This window comes from Halomonas eurihalina (assembly GCF_008274785.1).
GTDB lineage: Bacteria > Pseudomonadota > Gammaproteobacteria > Pseudomonadales > Halomonadaceae > Halomonas > Halomonas eurihalina.
Map to the genome: position 1 here is coordinate 176,743 of NZ_VTPU01000005.1, position 20,311 is coordinate 197,053.

Here is a 20,311-nt window from a genome sequence, read left to right on the forward strand (position 1 = left end):
GCCTCCCTACGTCGCTATCGTGCTGCCGCGCGATGCAATACGCCGGCCAGTGGCCGGCGTATTGCATTCGGGAAGCCTTGATCTGCCGTGCCCGCGGCCCGGAGCAGCGCGCCCGACGATCTGAGCCAGACCTCAGCGACGGATGCCCAGTGCCTCACGCTGATGGTCGAACAATTCTCCACCGGCCTTCTCGGCGAGGTCGAGCATGGCGTTGAGTTCGGCGCGGCTATAGGTGCCCGACTCGGCGGTGCCCTGCACCTCGATCAGTTCGCCGTTCTCGGCCATCACCACATTCATGTCGGTACCGGCGCGGCTGTCCTCCGGATAGTCCAGATCGACCACCGGCGTGCCCTGATAGATCCCCACCGATACCGAACTGATCAACTGATGGAAGGGATCGCCCTTGATCAGCTTCTCGCGCTGCAGATAGCGCACGGCATCCACCAGGGCCACGCAGCCGCCGGTGATGGCCGCCGTGCGGGTACCGCCATCTGCCTGAATGACATCGCAGTCCACGGTGATGGTGAACTCACCGAGTTTCTTGAGGTTAATCGAGGCGCGCAGCGAGCGGCCGATCAAGCGCTGAATCTCCACCGTGCGGCCACCCTGCTTGCCGCGGCTGGCCTCGCGACCGCCCCGGGTGTGCGTGGCCCTCGGCAGCATGCCGTACTCGGCGGTCACCCAGCCCTGCTTCTTGCCACGCAGCCAGCGCGGCACGCCGGCCTCGACACTGGCATTGCACAACACACGCGTATCGCCGAACTCCACCAGCACCGATCCCTCGGCATGACGGGTGTAGTCGCGGGTCAGGCGAATATCGCGGGTCTGATCGGTCGCGCGTCCGCTGGGACGCCGGATGTCCGAGGGCATGGCACCTCTCTTGCTGTTGGCTGTAAGGGAATCAGATACGAACGGAATGGGCACATTCTACACGCTCCACCACAAGAATCGTGGCCATTCCGGGAAAACCCCCACCCACGACGGACCCCAGGCATTTGCCGTGGGTTTCCCTTACACTGCCAGTTTCACCGACCGCCGACCGGAGTCTGACATGGTCCACAGCATGACGGCCTTTTCCCGGCAGGACCTGGATGCCGACTGGGGGTACCTGCAACTGGAGCTGCGCTCGGTCAACCAGCGCTATCTCGAACCCCATTTCCGCCTGCCCGAAACGCTGCGCGACCTCGAGCCCCACTTTCGGGAGGCCCTGCGCGGCCGACTGGCGCGCGGCAAGATCGAGTGTCACCTGCGCTTCACGCCCGCTGGCGGCGATGCTCGGTTGACCGTCAACCGCACTCGCCTGGCCACCCTCGCCACGGCGCTGGCCGAAGTGCGCGAAAACGTGCCCGAGGCCGCCATGCCCGACGCCCTGGCGCTGCTCGACCACCCGGGAGTGCTGGACGCTCCCGGTCCTGACATGGAGATCGTCAAGTCCGAGGCTCGCGCCCTCTTCCGCAGCGCTCTGGATGACTTGGAGGCCGGCCGTGCCCGTGAAGGCGACAAGCTCGCCGCCCTGATCGACGAACGCCTCGATGCCATCCTCGAGCAGATCGCCGAGGTTCACCGCCTACTGCCCGATATCCTGGCGCGCCAACGCGACCAGCTCCACGAGCGGCTGGAAAGCGCCAAGGCCGAGCTCGAACCGCAACGCCTCGAAGCCGAGATGGTCCTCGTCGCCCAGAAGGCCGACGTCGCTGAAGAACTCGACCGCCTCGAGACGCACGTCGCCGAGGTGAGGCGCCAATTGGCCAGCAAAGGGCCGATCGGCCGACGACTGGACTTCCTGATGCAAGAACTCAACCGCGAGGCCAACACCCTGTCGTCCAAGTCCATCGTCGCCGACACCACTCGCTGCGCCGTGGAACTCAAGGTGTTGATCGAACAGATGCGCGAGCAGATTCAGAATATTGAGTGATGGCGGCCCAACCACATCGTGAATGCGATGCGATGCATAGAAGGTCGACTTTCGAGCATCGTGTCATTGCGGCATCATATGCCTCTCTCAACGCGACGGCGCCCGACGCCTCGCGACAATCAGAGTCGCATTTCAGCGGCCGTTAATTGATCCTTCAACGCCTGGAATACACATGGCCACCTTCGAACGCATCAACCGCCTGTTTCCCGTCTGGGCCATCCTGCTGGCGGTCATCGCGGCCCTTGTGCCGGAGTTTTTCACTGGGCTGGCCGGCTATATCAAGACACTGCTGGTAGTCATCATGTTCGCCATGGGACTGACACTCACCAAGGGCGATTTCGCGCGCGTGGTGAAATCGCCCAAGCCGATCGCCGTGGGCGTGCTCCTGCAGTTCCTGGTGATGCCGCTGGCAGCGTTATTGATCTCAAGGCTGTTGGGTCTCTCCACCGAATTGACCATTGGCATGGTGCTGGTGGGCGCCACGGCAGGCGGTACGTCATCCAACGTGATGACCTGGTTGGCCGGCGGGCATGTGGCACTGTCGGTGTCGATGACCATGGTTTCAACCTTGATCTCGGTCTTTGCCACGCCGTTGCTCACGCTGCTGCTGTTGGGCCAGAGCATCGAGGTGCCTGTTATGGGAATGCTGATGAGCATCGGCCAATTGGTGGTGGCCCCCATCATGCTGGGCGTGGTGATCCACCATTTCCTGGGGACACATATCCAGCGTGTGGAACCGGCTCTGGCGACGTTGGCCATGGCGTCCATCGTCTTGATCATCGCCATCGTGGTGGCACTCAATGCCGGACGACTGACTACCTTGGGGCCGATCGTGGCGCTGGCGGTCATCGCGCATAATGGCATCGGTCTCGCCGCGGGGTACGGTCTGGCGCGGTTGCTGCGCTTCGACACGCGCACTGCACGTACCATCGCCTTCGAGGTCGGCCTGCAGAACTCCGGGCTGGCGGTGACACTGGCCAACCAGTTCTTCAGTGCCGGCGCGGCACTGCCCGGGGCTCTGTTCTCAGTATGGCACAACGTGTCCGGCTCACTACTGGCCGGTTACTGGAAGCACCGACACGCCTCGAATGCGCCACCTGCGGCTACCACACCACGTGGATGACACCCCGGCCGGGCATGCTGACATGCTCGGCCTTTTCACCCCAGCCTGAGCGTTCATGTCCGCCCCCTCGTGGCGCCAACGGCCACCGCCACCCGCTGCGCCGCGGAGCTAAAGGTGCCGATTGAATAAATGTGCGAGTAGATTCAGAACATCGAGTGAATATCATGCCCCGAGAGGATTCGTGGTCCGTCGACGAAATCGAAGCTATTGTCGAAACTTATCGGCGAATGCTGATCGCTGAGTTAGGCCAACAGCGCTACAACAAAGCGGCGCTTAACCGTCAATTAGCAGAACGCTTGCCCAAGCGCTCGCCTGGCTCTATCGAATTCAAGCACTGCAACATCAGTGCAATCCTACGCGATGCCGACTGCCCTTATGTTCCAGGCTACAAGCCGCGCAGTAACTATCAGGCAATACTGGCCGACAGCGTCGAAGAGTGCTTATTGCGCAGCGAAATATTCGATCGTGCGGCCCTGTCAGCGGCAGAGCGTCCCGCCATCGAGACTTCTCCTGAAACACTCGATGGCTTGGTTGTTCACCCCCCCACAACGTCTCTGCAGGTACAAGAAAGGCCTGGCAGCTATGTCATTAAACGAGACTATTTAGCTCGTGAAGCTCGCAACCGCGACCTAGGTCATGCAGGCGAGTGCTTCATACTCGCTTACGAACGCCAACGCCTGATTAGCCAAGGCGCCTCCCAGCTTGCCGAAGCTGTGGAACATGTTGCCGAGACTCAGGGCGACGGTACCGGCTTCGATATTCGGTCATTTTCAGCCGATGGCAGCGAGCGGTTGATTGAGGTAAAAACTACCGCTTTCGCTAAGGAATGCGCCTTCTTCATTTCGCCAAATGAGCTCAACTGCTCACGCGACAACGCAGAGAGTTACCATCTGTATCGACTGTTCGATTTCCGCAAGCAGCCACGGATGTTCTGCCTACAAGGAGATCTCCACGACCAACTATGGCTCGAACCCGATAGCTATCGCGCTGGGGTACGATGAAGCTTGCAGAAAACTCGCTCGAGACTTATTAACCATCTTCCATCTTATGCGGATGAGGAGGTGTCAGCCGAGGTAGCCGGGCCTCAAGCAGTTGAGCCACATGCAAAACTTTGAGGTCCTGAAAGCGAGAACCAACCAGATGAAGACCAACCGGAAGGCCCTGGCCATCAACCCCACAGGGTAAAGAAGCCGCAGGTTGCTGGGTGAGATTGAAGGGATAGCTGAAGGGCGTCCAGTCCATCCAGTCGCGATAGGGACCATCGGGTGGCACGTTGTGACCTGCAGCGAAGGGGGCAATGGGCATGGTGGGCGTCGCAAGAAGATCATAGTCTTGATGGAACGCCTGCATCCAGGCAGTTAAGCGCTCTCGTTCACGGCATGCAGCCAGGTAGTCACGAAGCGTAATGTCCTGGCCGCGCTGAGCTATGTCGAGGAACCCCGGGTCAAGAAGAGCCTGCTTTTCCTCATCCAGTCGCTCGAGCACCTGACTAGCACCGGCAAACCACAGGGTATTGAAAGTATCGAGGACATCGCCAAAGCCAGGATTTACCTCCTCGACCGTGGCCCCCAGTTCCTGCAGCAGCAGGAGCGCCTCGCGTACACAAGAAGCAATATCGGGCGCCACGTTCGCAAATCCCAAGTCCGGGCTATAGGCGATCCGCCATCCCTTCAGAGAAGCAGGCGGTGGTATCAGCCAATCTTCGACACGAGGATTGCCTAGAAAGCCGTCTCGGGAATCAGGGCGGGCCATGGCGCTGAGCATCAGGGCACTATCGGCAGCGGTGCGAGTCATGGGGCCAAGATGGGAGAGAGTGCTCATAGCACTGGCCGGCCATTGGGGTACCCAACCGAATGTAGGCTTGATGCCGAAGGTGCCTGTAAAGCTGCAAGGAATACGGATCGAGCCGCCGGCATCGCTGCCTTGATGGAGCAGCCCGAGATTGAGAGCTGCGGCTGCGGCTGCGCCACCAGAAGATCCCCCCGGCGTCAGGCGCAGATCCCAAGGGTTGCGAGTGATGCCATGCAATGGGTTGTCAGTGACCCCTTTCCAACCAAATTCCGGGGAAGTCGTTTTGCCAAGGATTACTGCGCCAGCCTCGCGCAGGTGGCGGCTTATGGGGGCATCCGTGTCCCACTGACCTTCGGCGCTGGAAGTGGCTGAACCGAAGCGCGTTGGCATGCCACTAGTCAATGTCAGGTCCTTGATGGTGGTCGGCACACCGTCCAGAACGCCACAAGGAGTACCGGCTCGCCAACGCGCCTCCGATGCCCTAGCAACAGCTAACGCCTGGTTAGCATCAACATGCGCGAAGGCATTAACCTGCGGGTTGTCACGTTCGATACGCGCAAGGCAATCCTCAGTCAGCTCTACCGGGGAGAGAGCGTGTCGCCGGAACAGAACCAAGGCCTCGCTGGCCGTCAGATCAGCCAGCCCAGAAGAAGAGAATGATGACACCATACAGGATCATTCCTCCTCGACCGTGATGGCCTGTTCGAGCATGGCATGAAGCAAGACGTTGCAACCATCATGCAAGTCACTCGGATCAGCATTCTCGATCTCATTGTGACTGATGCCGTTCTCACAGGGCACGAAAATCATTCCCGCCGGCGCAACTCGACTCATGAAAATAGCGTCATGGCCGGCTCCACTGACGATGTCCATGTGCGAACATTCCAGTGCCTCGGCTGCACGACGCACTGCATCGACGCACCTGTCAGCGAAATGCTCGGGAGCGAAGTCGGCGGTGGGCTTGAGTTCGGCGCTCAGGCCATGGCGCTGGCTAGTCTCTTCCACGACCTGATGCAGTTCCTCGGCCATGGCGACAAGTGCCTTAGGCTCGAAGTGTCGCAAGTCGACAGTCATCCTGACCTGCCCGGGGATAACATTGCGCGACCCGGGATGCAGCTGCAGCACACCAACAGTACCGCGACCGTGGGGCGGATGATCGTTGGCGATACGATTGACCGCCTGAGTGATCTCAGCAGCCCCCAGCATCGCATCACGCCTTAGTGACATCGGCGTGGGGCCAGCATGGGCCTCCAGACCAGTGAGAGTGAGATCGAACCACTTCTGGCCTAACGCCCCCACCACGACACCCACGGCATTGTCGGTATCCTCGAGTATTGGCCCTTGCTCAATGTGGCACTCGAAAAAGGCCTTGATATGATACTTGTCGATCTCGTTGCTGCCACGATAGCCAATAGCATCCAGCGCCTCACCAGCAGTAACACCCTCGGCATCGGTCTGGGCGAGCATCGCCTCAAGCTCGAGCTGTCCGGCAAACACGCCAGACCCCATCATGCAGGGCGGAAAACGGCAGCCTTCTTCATTGGTCCAGGCCACAACCTCGATAGGTGCCCGAGTACGGATATCGTGGTAATTGAGGGTCCGAATCACCTCCAGGCCAGCCAATACGCCGTAAGATCCATCGAACTTGCCACCGGTAGGTTGACTGTCGAGATGGCTACCTGTCATCACTACCGGCGCATCAGGATCGAGACCAGGCCTACGAGCAAAAATGTTGCCGATGGCATCGATACGCACCGTACAGCCTTCGGCGTGACACCACTCAATAAATAAATCACGGGCCTGACGATCTAGTTCGGTGAGTGCCTGGCGATTGACACCACCCTTGGGAGTGGCGCCCAGTCGGGCCAGGTCCATTAGGGATCGCCACAGGCGTTCACGGTCAGTGCGCAAAGCAGTGACAGGAGATTGGGTCTCGGTGAGCGTCATTGGTCTTCCTCGTTATTGATCATTGTTGACGAACCGCAGCAACGGCGACGCCTCGGTTGCTCCATTGAAGGCGTCCAGGGAAATGAGCATCTGTTCAGCCATTTCGCCTTCCAACGCCGCCATATGGTCCTCAGCATCGCGCATATGCTCATCCATCAGTCGCCGAACCCGCTCAGCATCTTCGTCACGAAAGGCATCGACCAACTCGCGGTGGTAGCGATGATTGGCTTCGTCGAACTGCTTGCGCTCCGGCACATAGGCCTTCTTGACCACTACCAGGTCGCGCAGCATGTCGTTGAGAAACCGACACATGAATGCCAGTAACGGATTGGGACAGGCCCTGGCCAGCAGATTGTGAAACTCCAGTTCCAGGAAACGCTGGCGTCGTTGGTCCTCATCGTCGGAACGACTGCACTCGCACGCCGACATGTTAGCTTCCAGGCCATCGAGGTCAGCCTTGCCCAACCGACCGACCACGGAGACGGCCATCTCCACCTCCAGTAGGCGACGCAACTGGTAGACTTGGTGACCATCGAGCGAGCGGAAGTGTAGGAAGTTACGCAGCATTCGACTGGCCGGCTCCATGCTCGGCGTGCGTAAGATGGCACCACCGCCAGGCCCGGTCTTGAGGGCAATTAGGCCTTCCACTTCGAGGATCTTCAGAGCCTCGCGGACCGTACCCTTGGCGCAGCCGTAAAGCTCCATCAAGGTCTTCTCATTGGGCAGGCGGTCACCCTCCGTCAACCCTTCGGTAGCAATCCATCTTTTGATGTCGTCGCTGATCAATTCAGCGAGTTTCTGGCGACGACGGGGTGATGGGGTCTGGTCCATGCATGACTCCTTGCGAAACAAGGCCCTCCAAAACAGGCCCCGTATTGAGGTTCAGCGAGTTGCGGTCACCTCAGCAACTCGCTTCACACCGTCCTCCAGGCGCTCCGGGTGGAACTGGGCATCATATTCCTTGCGGGCCTTGGCGAAGCGCTCGACCACATCCTGATCGTGACGCTGAAACACCAGACTCAAACCAACAAACAGCGTGGTATTGAGCAGCAACCCCCAGATACCGGCGTGCAAGCCGAGCGGGTTGCTGACACTGGCACCGTAGGTCAACAACAGAACACAGCCTACGCCACCAATTAGCCCCCAGAAGGCAGCCATCGGATGGGCACGCTTCCAGGAGATGGCCCCAATCGTAGGTACGATGAGCTGGGCGGTGCCGGCCAACGCAGCGATACCGATTGTCACCAGCAGACCGGGCACTGTCAGGGCCAGGATGTAGGCAACTAACGAGAAACCTACCAACGATAGACGGCCGATGGTGACAATACGTGCTTGTGAGGCATGACGGTTCACATACCGTTGGTAGATATCCATGGTCACTACCGTGGACACCGCATGGATCTGAGAGTTAGCTGTGGACATGGCTGCAGCGGCACCTGCGGCCATGATCATCGAAGCCAGTAGGTAAGGGGCATAGTTCATCAGCATGACCGGTAGAACCTGATCGGCATTCTCCAGGTCGGGCTCGAGCAGCACGCCTGTGTAGCCAGTGAGCACCGAACCAAAGTAGGCAAAAGCCGCCAAGCCCAGCAGAAAGGGCATCAGATTGAACAACTTGCCGCTTTTCACCGAATACATGCGTAGCCAAATCTGCGGTCCCATAAAGGCCCCGATGGCAACGATCACGAACAGCGAAAACCACATGCTGTAACCCATATTGCCATCTGGTCCCGGCATGGTCAGATGGCTGGGTGAACCTTCCTGCAGTTGGGCAAACAACGCTGCGGGACCACCCACCTGGTTAGATATATAGTAGCCGGCGAACATCATGCCGAAGAACAACAGGGCGCCATAGATTACGTCCGTCCAGGCAATGGCACGGATACCTCCCACCCAGACGTATACGATGATGATGAAATAGAACAGCAACGCAGCTAGCCAGAAAGGCACAACGCCATTCGAGGCAACCTCGATCAGGTAGGCGCCACCTGTCAGTTGGATCTGCAAATAAGGCACAGTGAATACCAAGGTAATCAACGCCACCAGAATGCGTAGTGCTTCGCTGTTATAAAAATCGCCCATCAGATCCGATGGGGTCAGATAATTGAAGCGTTTACCCAAAAACCAGACACGCTTTCCAACCCAGTAGTACATGAAGCCAAAAAGCAGATTCCAGGCCAGAGCTGTGAGATATACAGGTCCACTGGTATAGAAGGTCGCATTGGAACCCAAAAAGGCGAAGGCGCTCCACCAGGTGGCAGCGACGGTGAAGAACACTGCAATACTCCCCATCGCACGGCCTTGGACGAAGAAATCCTCGCTCGTTTCCTGAGATTGTCTCGACGAGACTACCCCGACAATCAATGGGATAACCATGAAAGCAACGATGATCAGAATGCTGCCGGTCATAGCGAAGCCTCCTGAGTGGTCGTACTCTGAGAAAATACGCTTTCACTTCCCCAATTGGTCAGGTAGGCCACCAGGAACAGGGCAGTAAGGAATGCCCACCAACCGAGATTCCAGATAAAGAAAAAAGGCACGCCCATGATCATGGGCTCGATCTGGTTAGCTACTAGGATCATCGGGCTCTCGAGCATCAAGAACCCCAAAAACATGCTGCCATAGAGGGCAAGCTTGCGAGGTGGGAGCATCTTTCGCATCGTTCATCCCCTTATTCTGATTGACGGTGGGGGCGGTATGTCCCGGACGTTACAGAACCGACCGGGGGTGATCGTGCTGGCGACCAATCAATTATTATATTTATACGAATAAATACACCAATAGAATAGATATTATCGCCTGTCAAGAATGAACTCGCCTCGCTGCGCCGCGGAGCTAAAGGTGCTGATTGAGTAGATTCAGAATATTGAGTAGCGCCGACCAAGCACGTCACGAAACTACTCCTGCGGCCCAGTAGCACCTGATAGCTTCATTTTCAGCGCATCTCGAACCATGACCCTTCTGATGATGGAGACAATACGCATGAATGCTCGCCTTCCCCGCGTGAAGACTTTGCCGCTTGCCCTCGCCCTGGGCGCTGGAATCACTCTGGCAGTCAGCCTGCCCGCCAGCGCCGATGAGCTGCCCAAGCCGATGCAGGCACTCAAGCAGCAAGGCTTTACGTTTCATGGTCAATTCGATGCCCCGGGCGGTCTCGAAGGCTATGCGGCGAGTGTCAGCGGCCAGACCGTGGCAGCTTACCTGACACCGGATGGAGAGCATGCCGTGGTGGGCACGCTGATCGATGCACAGGGTCAGAACGTATCGGCCGAAGAGCTAGAAAGGCTGGTCAACGGACCGAAGAATGCCAAGCTCTGGGACAAGCTGGCTGACCATCATTGGGTCAGAGATGGCGATGGCGATGCCGAGCGGGTGGTGTATACCTTCAGTGACCCGAATTGCCCCTATTGCCGCAAGTTCTGGCAGGATGCCCAACCTTGGATCGAGAGCGGCCAGGTCCAGATTCGTCACCTGATGGTCGGCGTGCTCAAGCCCAGTAGCGCCCCTAAAGCAGCCGCCCTGCTCAGTGCCGACGACCCCAGCAAAGCCATTGCCGAGCACTATCGCACCGGCACCATGCCGGACATCAAGGGCAGCGACGAGAGCGAGCACCATGTCAGCGCGAATACCCGGCTCATGGATGATGCCCAGCTTCCCGCGACGCCCGTCACTTTCTATCGCGACGACGAAGGTGTGCACCGGGTCATGGGCGCGCCTTCGCCCGACAAGTTACGCGCCATCATGGGCGGTGAGGCGCCCTGAGCCCCAACCGACGGCAAATGTGAACGCCTTGGGTCGCATCCCGCGCCACCACCCTTTATACTTTCGTAGTAATTTTCCGCGATCCTGTCCTCCCGGCAGGATCGCTTTCGTTTTTTCGGAGAAAACCATGTCGACCGACACCAAGGCGCACAACCCCCGCCTGGCCGAGCTCGCGCTGGCCCTGGGCGGTTTTGGTATCGGCACCAGCGAGTTCGTGATCATGGGCTTGCTGGAGCGAGTCGCCGCCGACCTGCAGGTCGCCACCGCCGAGGTGGGCTATGCCATCTCCAGCTACGCCCTGGGCGTGGTGGTCGGCGCGCCGCTGATCTCGGCGCTGGCCGCCCGTGTCCCACGTCGCCTGCTCTTGATCGTCCTGATGCTGGTGTTCGCCGTCGGCAACATCGCCAGTGCCCTGGCCACCTCCTTCTGGCCCTTCGTCGGCCTGCGTTTCCTGGCCGGCCTGCCGCATGGCGCCTATTTCGGCGTTGCCGCGCTGGTGGCGGCCGCTGCCGTTCCCATCGAACAGCGCGCCCGGGCGGTCAGCCGGGTCATGCTGGGTTTGACCACGGCCATCGTGATCGGCGCCCCCCTGGCGACCTGGACCGGCCAATGGCTCGGCTGGCACAGCGCCTTCCTTGGTGTGGGGGTGATCGCCCTGGTTACCGCCGTGATGATTCGCCTCTGGGTGCCGAGCCAACCGCACGACCCCAACGCCAGTCCCAAGCGCGAGCTCTCGGCACTGGTCAAACAGCGCGTGCTGTTCACCCTGGGCGTGGCCAGCATCGGCTTCGGCGGCATGTTCGCAGTATTCAGCTATGTGGTGCCCACCCTGTCGAATCAGGCCGGCATGTCCGAGACTGTGGGCCCCTGGGTGCTGACGATCTTCGGTGTCGGCACCATCATCGGCAATCTGGTCGGCGCCCGCGCGGCCGACAAGAACCTGATCAAGTCGATTCCCTACATCCTGGTCTGGTGCCTGCTGGTGCAGGGCGGCTTCTTCTTCGCCGCCAACCATCTCGTCACCGGGCTGATCTTCGTCGGCCTGGTCGGCACCAGCATGGCGCTCGGGCCGGCATTGCAGACCCGCCTGATGGATGTTGCCGGCGATGCCCAGACCATGGCAGCCTCGATGAATCACGCGGCCTTCAACTGCGCCAATGCCCTGGGCGCCTGGCTGGCCGCGGTGACCATCAAGTCGGGAGCCGTCTGGTCGTCATCCGGCCTGGTGGGCGCCGCCCTCGCCTTCGGCGGTCTGGTGGTCTTCGCCATCGGCCTGTGGCAGGAGCGTCGCCGATACGGCTCGCCGAACGCGGCCTGAGCACGCGCGGGGCGGGGGTAGGGCGACAGGGGCGAATATGCGATACTGCGGCCCTTCCCACGAGCCGCCCATTGCTTAGGATCTCCGCTCATGCCCCAAGGTACGCTGTTCATCGTTTCCGCTCCCTCCGGCGCCGGCAAGACCAGCCTGGTGCGCGAGCTGATCGAGAGCCTTGACGGCCTCAAGGTATCGGTCTCGCACACGACGCGTCCGCGCCGCGAGGGTGAGGTCGATGGCGTGAACTATCACTTCGTCGACCGCGAAACCTTCGAGTCGATGATCGAGCAGGGCGAATTCTTCGAGTATGCCCAGGTCTTCGACAACCTGTACGGCACCTCCCGCTCCGCTGTGGAACACCTGCTGAACGCCGGCCAGGACGTCATTCTCGAGATCGACTGGCAAGGCGCTCGCCAGGTACGGGCCCGCTTTCCCGATGCCGTCTCGGTCTTCATCCTGCCGCCTTCGCGGGAGGAGTTGGAGCGCCGCCTGGCTGGCCGTGGCACCGATCAGCACGCCGTGATCGCCGCACGCATGCACGAGGCGATCAGCGAGATGTCGCATCATCATGAATACGATTACCTGGTGATCAACGACGACTTCACCACCGCCCTGCGCGAACTGCAGTCGCTGGTGATTGCCCAGCGCCTGAGCCAGGCGCAGGCCGGTGAGCGCCTGGCCCCTCTGCTTCAGACGCTCTTGTCAGAGGAGCCGAGGGTCGAGTAATCTATCCCGTCTATCCACTGGAATCCCCGGGGCGCCAAGACGTCGCTGGGGCTTTTCCCGTCAGCACTCAGGAAGGCATCCATGGCGCGAGTCACTGTCGAAGATTGTCTGGAAAACGTCGAAAACCGCTTCAAGCTGGTCATGATTTCCACCCAGCGGGCCCGCCAGCTGTCACGCGGCTCCCGCGACGCCCTGCTGCCGTGGGAGAACGACAAGCCCACCGTGATGGCCCTGCGCGAAATTGCCGAGGGTCTGGTGGACGCCAGCGTGCTGGATGAGCCCCTGGAAGCCACGCCGCCCCCGGTACGCCGCGACTACACAGGGCCCGATGCCGAGCAGGGCGCCCCCATCGAGGAGTAATCCCGGTCCCTCGGTTTTCCGCCGACGCCTCCTCGGGGCCATCACGAAGCATTCAGGGCGCGCCGCATGTTCACTATCGATGACCTGGCCGACCGTCTCAGCGGCTACCTACCCCAGGACGAGATCCAGCAGGTCAAGCGTGCCTTCTATTATGCCGAGCAGGCACACGACGGTCAGCGTCGCCGCTCCGGCGAGCCCTATGTGACCCACCCCCTGGCGGTCGCCAACATTCTCGCCAACATGCACATGGACCATCAGAGCCTGATGGCGGCCATGCTGCACGACGTGATCGAGGACACCGGCGTCGACAAGGAGGCCCTTGGCGAGCAATTCGGCAAGCCGGTGGCGGAACTGGTCGACGGTGTTTCCAAGCTGACCCAGATCACCTTCGAGGACAAGGCGGTCGCCCAGGCCGAGAATTTCCAGAAGATGGTACTGGCGATGTCCCGGGACATCCGGGTGATCATCGTCAAACTTGCCGACCGCCTGCACAATATGCGCACCCTGGGCGCGCTGCGTCCCGAGAAGAAGCGCCGCATCGCCCGCGAGACGCTGGAAATCTACGCTCGCGTCGCCAGCCGTCTTGGCATCAATACCATCCGCGTCGAGCTCGAAGATCTCTCCTTCCAGGCGCTGCATCCAATGCGTTCCGAGCGCATCAAGCGCGCCGTGGCGAGTGCCCGCGGGCAGCGCCGTGCCTCGATCCGCCAGATACAGAACAGCCTGCAGAAGAGCCTCGACGACGAGGGCCTAAAGGGGTCGGTGATCGGTCGCCAGAAGCACCTGTTGTCGATCTACCGCAAGATGCGCGACCAGCAGAAGTCATTCGCCGAGATCATGGATGTCTTCGGCTTTCGCATCATCACCCAGGACGTGGATACCTGCTATCGCATCCTCGGCGTGGTGCACAACCTCTATAAGCCGGTGCCGGGGCGCTTCAAGGACTATATCGCCATCCCCAAGGCCAATGGCTATCAGAGCCTGCACACCACCCTGTTCGGCACCGGCGGCATGCCCATCGAGGTACAGATCCGCACCCGCGAGATGGAGGCCATGGCCAACAACGGCATCGCCGCCCATTGGCTCTACAAGGCCGGCCAGACCGAGCATCCCATCGCCGAGGGCAGTCACGCCCGGGCCAGGGCCTGGGTCAAGGGGCTGCTCGAGATGCAGCGCCATGCCGGGGATTCGCTGGAATTCATCGAGCACGTCAAGAACGACCTCTTCCCCGACGATATCTACGTGTTCACTCCCAAGGGCGACATCATGGAGCTGCCTCAGGGCGCCACGGTGATCGATTTCGCCTACAGCGTGCATACCGATATCGGCAACAGCTGCATCGCCTGTCGTATCGACCGCCACCTGGCACCGCTCTCCACGCGCCTGGAGAGTGGCCAGACCCTGGAGATCATCACCGCGCCCGGAGCCCGCCCCAACCTGGCGTGGCTCAATGTGGTGGTGACCGCCAAGGCCCGTTCGGCGATTCGTCACGCCCTCAAGCACCAACAGCATACCGAGGCCGTGCAGCTCGGACGACGCCTACTCAACAAGGCACTGGCCACCTTCGAGACGAGCCTCGAGGAACTGCCCTCCGGGCCGCTGGCGTCCCTGTTGGCCGAGAACGACCTGGCCAACGAAGATGCTTTGCTGACCTCCATCGGGCTCGGCACCCGGGTCGCCCACGTGGTCGCGCGGCGCCTCGTCGACTTCCAGCACGGCGAACATGCGCCGCTAGCCGATGTCGAAGGTCAGCCCCAGGGGCCCATCATGATCAGTGGTGCCGAAGGCATGGTGATCAAGTTCGCGCGCTGTTGCCATCCGCTGCCCGGCGACCCGGTCATCGGCCATCTCTCGGCGGGCAAGGGCATCGTCGTCCACCGGACGGAGTGCCGCAATCTCGCCGAGCTTCGCAGCGACCCGGACAAACTGTTCGCGCTGAACTGGTCCGATCAGACCGACGAGGACTTCCCGGTCCCGCTGCGCATCGAGGTGGAAAGCCGGCGCGGTCTGGTGGCGGAGCTGGCCAGCCTGATCACCGACGCGGACGCCAACATCGAGCGTATCGATATCGAGGAGCGCGATGCTCGCCTGTCGATCGTCAGTCTGACCCTGGCCGTGCGCAATCGCGTGCACTTGGCACGCATCATCAAGCGACTGCGCAACCTCTCGCACGTCGGCAAGATCACCCGACTCAGCAATTGATCCGTTTCGCCCTCGCCCGTCGCGGCAGCGACGGGCGAGGTAGTCCTTTTTATTTGCCGCGTTTCAACACAGCCACCACACGGAGAACACCATGAGCAACAAGGCTGTCATCAATACCGACCAGGCGCCCGCCGCCATCGGCCCTTATTCCCAGGCCATCAAGGCAGGCAACACCGTCTATCTGTCCGGCCAGATCCCTCTGGACCCGGAAACCATGGAGATCGTCTCCGACGATTTCGAGGCTCAGGCACGCCAGGTCTTCGCCAACCTCAAGGCCGTCTGCGAGGAAGCCGCCGGCGGCCTCAAGGATGTGGTCAAGCTCAACCTCTACCTGGTGGATCTGGACAACTTCGCCATCGTCAACCGCATCATGGAAGAGGTCTTCGACACGCCTTATCCGGCGCGCGCCGCTGTCGGTGTCAAGGCGCTGCCCAAGGGTAGTCAGGTTGAGGCCGAGGCGGTGTTGGTCATCGGTGACTGAGCGATGCTCGACCGGGCGGCGGCAAGCATTCGCGAGGGCGCTGTGAACCCTTCCTTGGGCGCTACCTTTGCCATCCATGGCAAAGGACCCTCGCTCACGCTTGTCGCCTCACGCACATGGCAACGAAACGCCTGGATGGCTCCTGCTCACTAGCACCATGCGACTCTTTCTAGCCCTGGTTCCGCCGCCGGCGCTCCGGCGGCGGTTCGGCGAACTCGCCGACACCGCCCACGCCCACTGCAGCGGGCGGCGCGTTCCCGATGACAACCTGCACCTCACCCTGGCTTTTCTCGGCGAGCAGCCCGAGCGGCAAGCCGAGGAGCTCGCCGACTGGCTGAACGGTATCCGCATTGCCCCGGGGCAATGGCGGCTCGATCGTTGGGGACACTTCGCCGGACCCGGCATCGTGTGGATCGGTGGTGAACCAGAAAACCCTCTGGTGCAGCTTCAGCAATCCCTGCGGGAGAAACTGGAAGGCCTCGGCATCGCCTCCCAGCCCAGACGCTTCACGCCGCACATCACCCTGCTGAGACGTGCCGAACAGCCGCCCGGACCATCATTGCCCGACTTCGACGAGGAATGGTCTTATACGCGGGCGGCACTGGTGCTCTCGGAACCCACCGACCAGGGAAGCCGTTACACGCCCCTGGCCTGGTCTCGAATGTAGGACCGGGGTCAGCCCATGGCCGGATCCGGCAAGTGGCCGCCTGCGCGCAGCACCTGGGCATAACCTTCCCGGAAGCTGGGATAGCGGAAGCGATAGCCACTCTCGAGCAGGCGGGTATTGTCGCAGCGCTTGCTGGCACGCCGCCGCAGCGGCGACTGTATGGTCTCGCTGGATTCGACCTTGAGCTGCTTGGCCAGCCAGGTCATCACCTCATGAATGGGCGCGGGTTCACAATCGCTGGCGAGATACAGCTTGTGCAGCGTCTCGCCGGCCAGGGCGCGTTCGATCAAGTGAACCAGTACGCCGGCGCAGTCATCGCGGTGGATGCGATTAGAATACATGGTCGGTGTGGCGGCGGCGATCCGGCCTTCCCCCACCTGGCGGATCAGGCGGTCGCGACCCGGCCCGTAGATGCCCGAGAAGCGCACCACGCTGCCGGGCAGCCGGTGCTCGATCAGGGCCTGTTCGGCCTCGCGCATCAGCACCCCGGAAAACCCCCTGGGTTCGGTCGGGCTTTCCTCATCGACGACCTCGCCGTCCTGCTGAGCATAGACACTGGTGGAAGAGACGAAGAAAACGTGACGAGGTGCCCGCTTGCGTTCTGCGAACTCGGCGAGCACCGCCTTCAGGCCATCCGGGTAGGCGGCGCGGTAGGCATCTTCCTCGAAGCGATCGGCGCTGACCACATAGACCAGAATATCGGCATCCGGCAGCGCGGCCAGAGCCTCAGCATCACCGAGATCCGCCGAGACGCCCTTGATGACCGTATCGGCCAGCTCACGGGCGTCCCGGCGTACGCCGACGACCCGATGACCGACCCCATGAAGCTCCTTTCCCAGGAACGTGCCGATATCACCGCAACCAAGAATAAGCGTTGTCTTCTTCACCTTTGCTTCGCCCCCTGATAAAAAGTCCCTATCATATGAGTACACCCTGACGGCGCGACCCACGACGTATATGAGAGGATGCCCGGCACCACGATGACTCTAACAGAACTCCGTTATATCGTAACCTTGGCTCAGGAACGCCACTTCGGGCGCGCCGCCGAGCATTGTTTCGTTTCCCAGCCCACCCTGTCTGTCGCGGTGAAGAAGCTCGAGGAAGAGCTCGGCGTGGCGCTCTTCGAGCGCTCCAAATCCACCGTGCAAGTCACGCCGCTGGGCGAGCGGATCGTCGAACAGGCCCAGCGCGTGCTCGAGCAGAGCAGCGTGATCAAGGAGCTGGCCTCCGCTGGCCGCGACCAACTGGCCAGCCCGCTGCGCATCGGTGCCATCTATACCATCGGCCCTTATCTGTTTCCGCATCTGGTGCCGGAGCTGGGTCGACAGGCGCCGCAGATGCCTCTCTACATCGAAGAGGGCTTCACGGGCGAACTGCGTCGCAAGCTTCGCAGCGGTGAACTGGACGCCATTATCGTCGCACTACCCTTCACCGAGACCGATGTGGTAACCAAGCCGCTCTACGAGGAAGCCTTCAAGGTGCTGATGCCCGCCGACCACCCCTGGGCAGGCCGCGACAGCATCGCCAAGGAAGATCTCCTCCAGGAACGCCTGTTGCTGCTCGGCGAGGGCCACTGCTTCCGCGACCAGATTCTCGAGGCCTGTCCGGCTATCAGCCAGAAGCTCAACAGCCCCAACAACACTCTCACCGCCGAGGGCGGCTCGCTGGAGACCATTCGCCATATGGTCGCCTCACGGCTCGGCATCACGGTGCTGCCCAACTCGGCCATCGGCAGCCACTATGAGCAAGGGCTGTTGACCAGCTTGCCCTTCACGCCGCCGGCGCCGGGACGCACCGTGGCCATCGCCTGGAGAGCCAGCTTCCCTCGGCCCCAGGCCATCGACGCGGTGACCAACGCCATCGCGCACTGTCGAGCGCAAGAATCGGCACCGGCATGAGTGAGCTCGACGCCCCCGTCACGGACCTCAAGGGCGTCGGCGAGGCGCTGGCTCTGAAACTAGCCCGCTTGCGGATCGATTCCGTGGCCGATCTGCTGTTTCACCTGCCGCTGCGCTACCAGGACCGCACACGGGTGACGCCCATAGCCACCCTCCGCGCTGGTGGCGAGGCGGTGGTGGAAGGCGAGGTGGCCGCCGCCGAAGTGGTCCGGGGCCGCCGCCGCAGCCTGCTGGTGCGCCTGCGCGATGGCTCCGGCATCCTCAGCCTGCGCTTCTTCCACTTCTCCCCGGCCCAGCAGCAGCAGTTCCGCGCCGGCATCCGGGTGCGCGCCTTCGGTGAGGCCCGCGCCGGGGCCACGGGTCTCGAGATCTATCATCCGGAATATCGGCTGCTCAACGATGCCACCGCCCCGGTGGAAGATCACCTGACACCGATCTATCCCACTACCGAGGGGCTGCATCAGACCCGACTGCGCGCCTTGATCGACCAGGCGCTGACCCGCCTCGACGCCTCGCCCGATGAATTGCCGGAATGGCTGCCGGAGACCCTGCGCCAGCGCTTCGCGCTTCCTGCATTGCACGAATGCCTGCAGACCCTGCATCGCCCGCCGCCGGATGCCGATCCCCAGGCATTGGCTGAAGGCCAGCACCCAGCTACTCGTCGCCTGGCCCTGGAGGAACTGCTCGCCCATCAGTTGAGCCTGCGCGAAGTTCGCCTGCGCATCCAGCGTGATGGCGCCCCCTCGCTGCCCGACGGACGCGGTCTCCAGGCACGCTTTCTCACCCAGTTGCCCTTTTCGCTGACCGGTGCCCAACGCCGCGTTCTCGACGAGATACGGGCCGATCTGGCCGGTGAAATGCCCATGCTGCGGCTGGTGCAGGGCGATGTGGGATCGGGCAAGACGGTCGTGGCCGCCATGGCGGCGTTGTCGGCCATCGCCGGCGGTTGCCAGGCAGCCATCATGGCGCCCACCGAGATTCTCGCCGAGCAGCATTACCGTGCCTTCCGGGCCTGGTTCGAGCCCCTCGGCATCGAGGTTGCCTGGCTGGCCGGCAAGCTCAAGGGCAAGGCACGGCTCGATACCAAGGCGGCGATTCACGACGGCCGGGCACGGATGGTGGTCGGCACCCATGCACTCTTCCAGGGCGATGTGCACTTTCAGCGCCTGGGACTGGCGATCATCGACGAACAACATCGCTTCGGGGTCCACCAGCGCCTGGCGCTGCGCGAGAAGGGCGAGGCCGGTGGGCTCACCCCGCACCAACTGGTGATGACCGCGACCCCCATCCCGCGCACCCTGGCGATGAGCGCCTACGCCGACCTGGATGTCTCGGTGATCGACGAACTGCCCCCGGGGCGTACCCCGGTAAAGACCGCGGTGGTGCCTGACGAACGCCGCCCGGAGGTGGTCGAGCGGATTCGCCACGCCTGCGCCGAGGGGCGCCAGGCCTATTGGGTCTGCACCCTGATCGAGGAATCCGAGGCACTGCAGTGCCAGGCCGCCGAAGCGACCAAGGACGAATTGGTCGAAGCGCTGCCAGGTCTGAACATCGGCCTGGTGCATGGCCGCATGAAGGCCAGCGAAAAGGCCGAGGTCATGGAAGCCTTCAAGGAAGGCGAACTGGATCTGCTGGTGGCCACCACCGTGATCGAGGTCGGTGTCGACGTGCCCAATGCCAGCCTGATGATCATCGAAAATCCCGAGCGGTTGGGCCTGTCACAGCTTCACCAGCTGCGCGGCCGGGTCGGCCGGGGCTCCACCGAGAGCTACTGCCTGCTGCTCTATCATCCGCCGCTCTCCGACACTTCACGACAGCGCCTGACGGTAATGCGCGAGACCACCGACGGCTTCCGCATCGCCGAACGCGACCTGGAAATTCGCGGACCCGGCGAGGTACTCGGCACCCGCCAGACTGGCCTGGCACAGATGAAGATCGCCGATCTCGAACGCGACGCCGACCTGCTGCCGCACGTCTCGCCCCTCGCCGAAGCGCTGCTGGCCACCCACCCGGAAGCCAGCCAACCGCTTATCCGCCGCTGGCTCGGCGAAACTGCCGACCGTTATGGGCAGGTCTAGGCGGAATGAAGTAAGAGCTATTGCTGCCAAACAAGCCAGAGGCGTT

At 61.8% G+C, this 20,311-nt stretch carries 19 protein-coding genes; 12 read left to right on the forward strand and 7 right to left on the reverse strand.

What is annotated here, in order from left to right; genetic code table 11:
- Positions 1-132 precede the first annotated feature (132 nt).
- Positions 133-870, reverse strand: a complete 738-nt coding sequence (gene rph, locus FZZ93_RS07125; protein ID WP_013334149.1) for a ribonuclease PH — start codon at positions 868-870, stop codon at positions 133-135.
- Positions 871-1,051: 181 nt separating this feature from the next.
- Here rph and FZZ93_RS07130 point away from each other — a divergent pair, with 181 nt between their 5' ends.
- From FZZ93_RS07130 to FZZ93_RS07140, 3 genes are all read left to right on the forward strand, one after another.
- Positions 1,052-1,915, forward strand: a complete 864-nt coding sequence (locus tag FZZ93_RS07130; RefSeq protein ID WP_149321633.1) for a YicC/YloC family endoribonuclease — start codon at positions 1,052-1,054, stop codon at positions 1,913-1,915.
- Between the two features lie 172 nt (positions 1,916-2,087).
- Positions 2,088-3,038 (forward strand): bile acid:sodium symporter family protein, encoded by a 951-nt coding sequence (locus FZZ93_RS07135; protein ID WP_149321634.1) that lies wholly within the window; start codon positions 2,088-2,090, stop codon positions 3,036-3,038.
- A 164-nt stretch (positions 3,039-3,202) separates the two neighbouring features.
- Positions 3,203-4,039, forward strand: coding sequence for a protein NO VEIN domain-containing protein (locus FZZ93_RS07140; RefSeq protein WP_223111774.1), 837 nt, complete (start codon positions 3,203-3,205; stop codon positions 4,037-4,039).
- A 28-nt stretch (positions 4,040-4,067) separates the two neighbouring features.
- Here FZZ93_RS07140 and FZZ93_RS07145 read toward each other — a convergent pair whose 3' ends face one another.
- The 5 genes from FZZ93_RS07145 to FZZ93_RS07165 are packed head-to-tail and all read right to left on the reverse strand — an operon-like array spanning position 4,068 to position 9,436.
- Positions 4,068-5,498: an amidase gene (locus tag FZZ93_RS07145; RefSeq protein ID WP_149321635.1), complete on the reverse strand. Its 1,431-nt coding sequence runs from the start codon at positions 5,496-5,498 to the stop codon at positions 4,068-4,070.
- Positions 5,499-5,504: 6 nt separating this feature from the next.
- A complete protein-coding gene (locus FZZ93_RS07150) occupies positions 5,505-6,776 on the reverse strand; it encodes a Zn-dependent hydrolase (protein ID WP_149321636.1) in 1,272 nt (423 codons plus the stop codon).
- A 12-nt stretch (positions 6,777-6,788) separates the two neighbouring features.
- Positions 6,789-7,607, reverse strand: coding sequence for a FadR/GntR family transcriptional regulator (locus FZZ93_RS07155; protein WP_149321637.1), 819 nt, complete (start codon positions 7,605-7,607; stop codon positions 6,789-6,791).
- Positions 7,608-7,658: 51 nt separating this feature from the next.
- Positions 7,659-9,185, reverse strand: coding sequence for a sodium:solute symporter family protein (locus FZZ93_RS07160; protein WP_149321638.1), 1,527 nt, complete (start codon positions 9,183-9,185; stop codon positions 7,659-7,661).
- Complete coding sequence (locus tag FZZ93_RS07165; protein WP_149321639.1) at positions 9,182-9,436, reverse strand: hypothetical protein; 255 nt, start codon at positions 9,434-9,436, stop codon at positions 9,182-9,184. Before FZZ93_RS07165 ends, FZZ93_RS07160 begins: the two co-directional genes overlap by 4 nt.
- 322 nt (positions 9,437-9,758) lie before the next feature.
- On the opposite strand from FZZ93_RS07165, the gene dsbG reads away from it, so the two are divergent.
- The 7 genes from dsbG to thpR all read left to right on the forward strand — a co-directional run bounded on the left by dsbG (position 9,759) and on the right by thpR (position 16,289).
- A complete protein-coding gene (gene dsbG, locus FZZ93_RS07170; protein ID WP_187774482.1) occupies positions 9,759-10,538 on the forward strand; it encodes a thiol:disulfide interchange protein DsbG in 780 nt (259 codons plus the stop codon).
- Between the two features lie 127 nt (positions 10,539-10,665).
- Positions 10,666-11,856 (forward strand): MFS transporter, encoded by a 1,191-nt coding sequence (locus FZZ93_RS07175; RefSeq protein WP_149321641.1) that lies wholly within the window; start codon positions 10,666-10,668, stop codon positions 11,854-11,856.
- Positions 11,857-11,946: 90 nt separating this feature from the next.
- Positions 11,947-12,579, forward strand: coding sequence for a guanylate kinase (gmk, locus tag FZZ93_RS07180; protein WP_149321642.1), 633 nt, complete (start codon positions 11,947-11,949; stop codon positions 12,577-12,579).
- Positions 12,580-12,660: 81 nt separating this feature from the next.
- On the forward strand, positions 12,661-12,939 hold the full coding sequence (gene rpoZ, locus FZZ93_RS07185; protein WP_149321643.1) for a DNA-directed RNA polymerase subunit omega: 279 nt from the start codon (positions 12,661-12,663) through the stop codon (positions 12,937-12,939).
- A 66-nt stretch (positions 12,940-13,005) separates the two neighbouring features.
- Positions 13,006-15,141 (forward strand): RelA/SpoT family protein, encoded by a 2,136-nt coding sequence (locus FZZ93_RS07190; RefSeq protein WP_149321644.1) that lies wholly within the window; start codon positions 13,006-13,008, stop codon positions 15,139-15,141.
- 91 nt (positions 15,142-15,232) lie between these two features.
- Positions 15,233-15,622: a RidA family protein gene (locus tag FZZ93_RS07195; protein WP_149321645.1), complete on the forward strand. Its 390-nt coding sequence runs from the start codon at positions 15,233-15,235 to the stop codon at positions 15,620-15,622.
- Between the two features lie 157 nt (positions 15,623-15,779).
- Positions 15,780-16,289, forward strand: coding sequence for an RNA 2',3'-cyclic phosphodiesterase (thpR, locus tag FZZ93_RS07200; protein WP_149321646.1), 510 nt, complete (start codon positions 15,780-15,782; stop codon positions 16,287-16,289).
- Between the two features lie 8 nt (positions 16,290-16,297).
- Here thpR and FZZ93_RS07205 read toward each other — a convergent pair whose 3' ends face one another.
- Positions 16,298-17,176 (reverse strand): SDR family oxidoreductase, encoded by an 879-nt coding sequence (locus FZZ93_RS07205; protein WP_149321647.1) that lies wholly within the window; start codon positions 17,174-17,176, stop codon positions 16,298-16,300.
- Positions 17,177-17,269: 93 nt separating this feature from the next.
- On the opposite strand from FZZ93_RS07205, the gene FZZ93_RS07210 reads away from it, so the two are divergent.
- Positions 17,270-18,187, forward strand: coding sequence for a LysR substrate-binding domain-containing protein (locus FZZ93_RS07210; RefSeq protein WP_149321648.1), 918 nt, complete (start codon positions 17,270-17,272; stop codon positions 18,185-18,187).
- Complete coding sequence (recG, locus tag FZZ93_RS07215) at positions 18,184-20,265, forward strand: ATP-dependent DNA helicase RecG (RefSeq protein WP_149321649.1); 2,082 nt, start codon at positions 18,184-18,186, stop codon at positions 20,263-20,265. The genes FZZ93_RS07210 and recG overlap by 4 nt, the downstream gene beginning before the upstream one ends.
- Positions 20,266-20,311 lie beyond the last annotated feature (46 nt).

Coding starts and splice junctions, on each gene's coding strand:
- rph (WP_013334149.1), bottom strand. CDS start 870: ATGCCCTCGGACATCCGGCGTCCCAGCGGACGCGCGACCGATCAGACC.
- FZZ93_RS07130 (WP_149321633.1), top strand. CDS start 1,052: ATGGTCCACAGCATGACGGCCTTTTCCCGGCAGGACCTGGATGCCGAC.
- FZZ93_RS07135 (WP_149321634.1), top strand. CDS start 2,088: ATGGCCACCTTCGAACGCATCAACCGCCTGTTTCCCGTCTGGGCCATC.
- FZZ93_RS07140 (WP_223111774.1), top strand. CDS start 3,203: ATGCCCCGAGAGGATTCGTGGTCCGTCGACGAAATCGAAGCTATTGTC.
- FZZ93_RS07145 (WP_149321635.1), bottom strand. CDS start 5,498: ATGGTGTCATCATTCTCTTCTTCTGGGCTGGCTGATCTGACGGCCAGC.
- FZZ93_RS07150 (WP_149321636.1), bottom strand. CDS start 6,776: ATGACGCTCACCGAGACCCAATCTCCTGTCACTGCTTTGCGCACTGAC.
- FZZ93_RS07155 (WP_149321637.1), bottom strand. CDS start 7,607: ATGGACCAGACCCCATCACCCCGTCGTCGCCAGAAACTCGCTGAATTG.
- FZZ93_RS07160 (WP_149321638.1), bottom strand. CDS start 9,185: ATGACCGGCAGCATTCTGATCATCGTTGCTTTCATGGTTATCCCATTG.
- FZZ93_RS07165 (WP_149321639.1), bottom strand. CDS start 9,436: ATGCGAAAGATGCTCCCACCTCGCAAGCTTGCCCTCTATGGCAGCATG.
- dsbG (WP_187774482.1), top strand. CDS start 9,759: ATGAATGCTCGCCTTCCCCGCGTGAAGACTTTGCCGCTTGCCCTCGCC.
- FZZ93_RS07175 (WP_149321641.1), top strand. CDS start 10,666: ATGTCGACCGACACCAAGGCGCACAACCCCCGCCTGGCCGAGCTCGCG.
- gmk (WP_149321642.1), top strand. CDS start 11,947: ATGCCCCAAGGTACGCTGTTCATCGTTTCCGCTCCCTCCGGCGCCGGC.
- rpoZ (WP_149321643.1), top strand. CDS start 12,661: ATGGCGCGAGTCACTGTCGAAGATTGTCTGGAAAACGTCGAAAACCGC.
- FZZ93_RS07190 (WP_149321644.1), top strand. CDS start 13,006: ATGTTCACTATCGATGACCTGGCCGACCGTCTCAGCGGCTACCTACCC.
- FZZ93_RS07195 (WP_149321645.1), top strand. CDS start 15,233: ATGAGCAACAAGGCTGTCATCAATACCGACCAGGCGCCCGCCGCCATC.
- thpR (WP_149321646.1), top strand. CDS start 15,780: ATGCGACTCTTTCTAGCCCTGGTTCCGCCGCCGGCGCTCCGGCGGCGG.
- FZZ93_RS07210 (WP_149321648.1), top strand. CDS start 17,270: ATGACTCTAACAGAACTCCGTTATATCGTAACCTTGGCTCAGGAACGC.
- recG (WP_149321649.1), top strand. CDS start 18,184: ATGAGTGAGCTCGACGCCCCCGTCACGGACCTCAAGGGCGTCGGCGAG.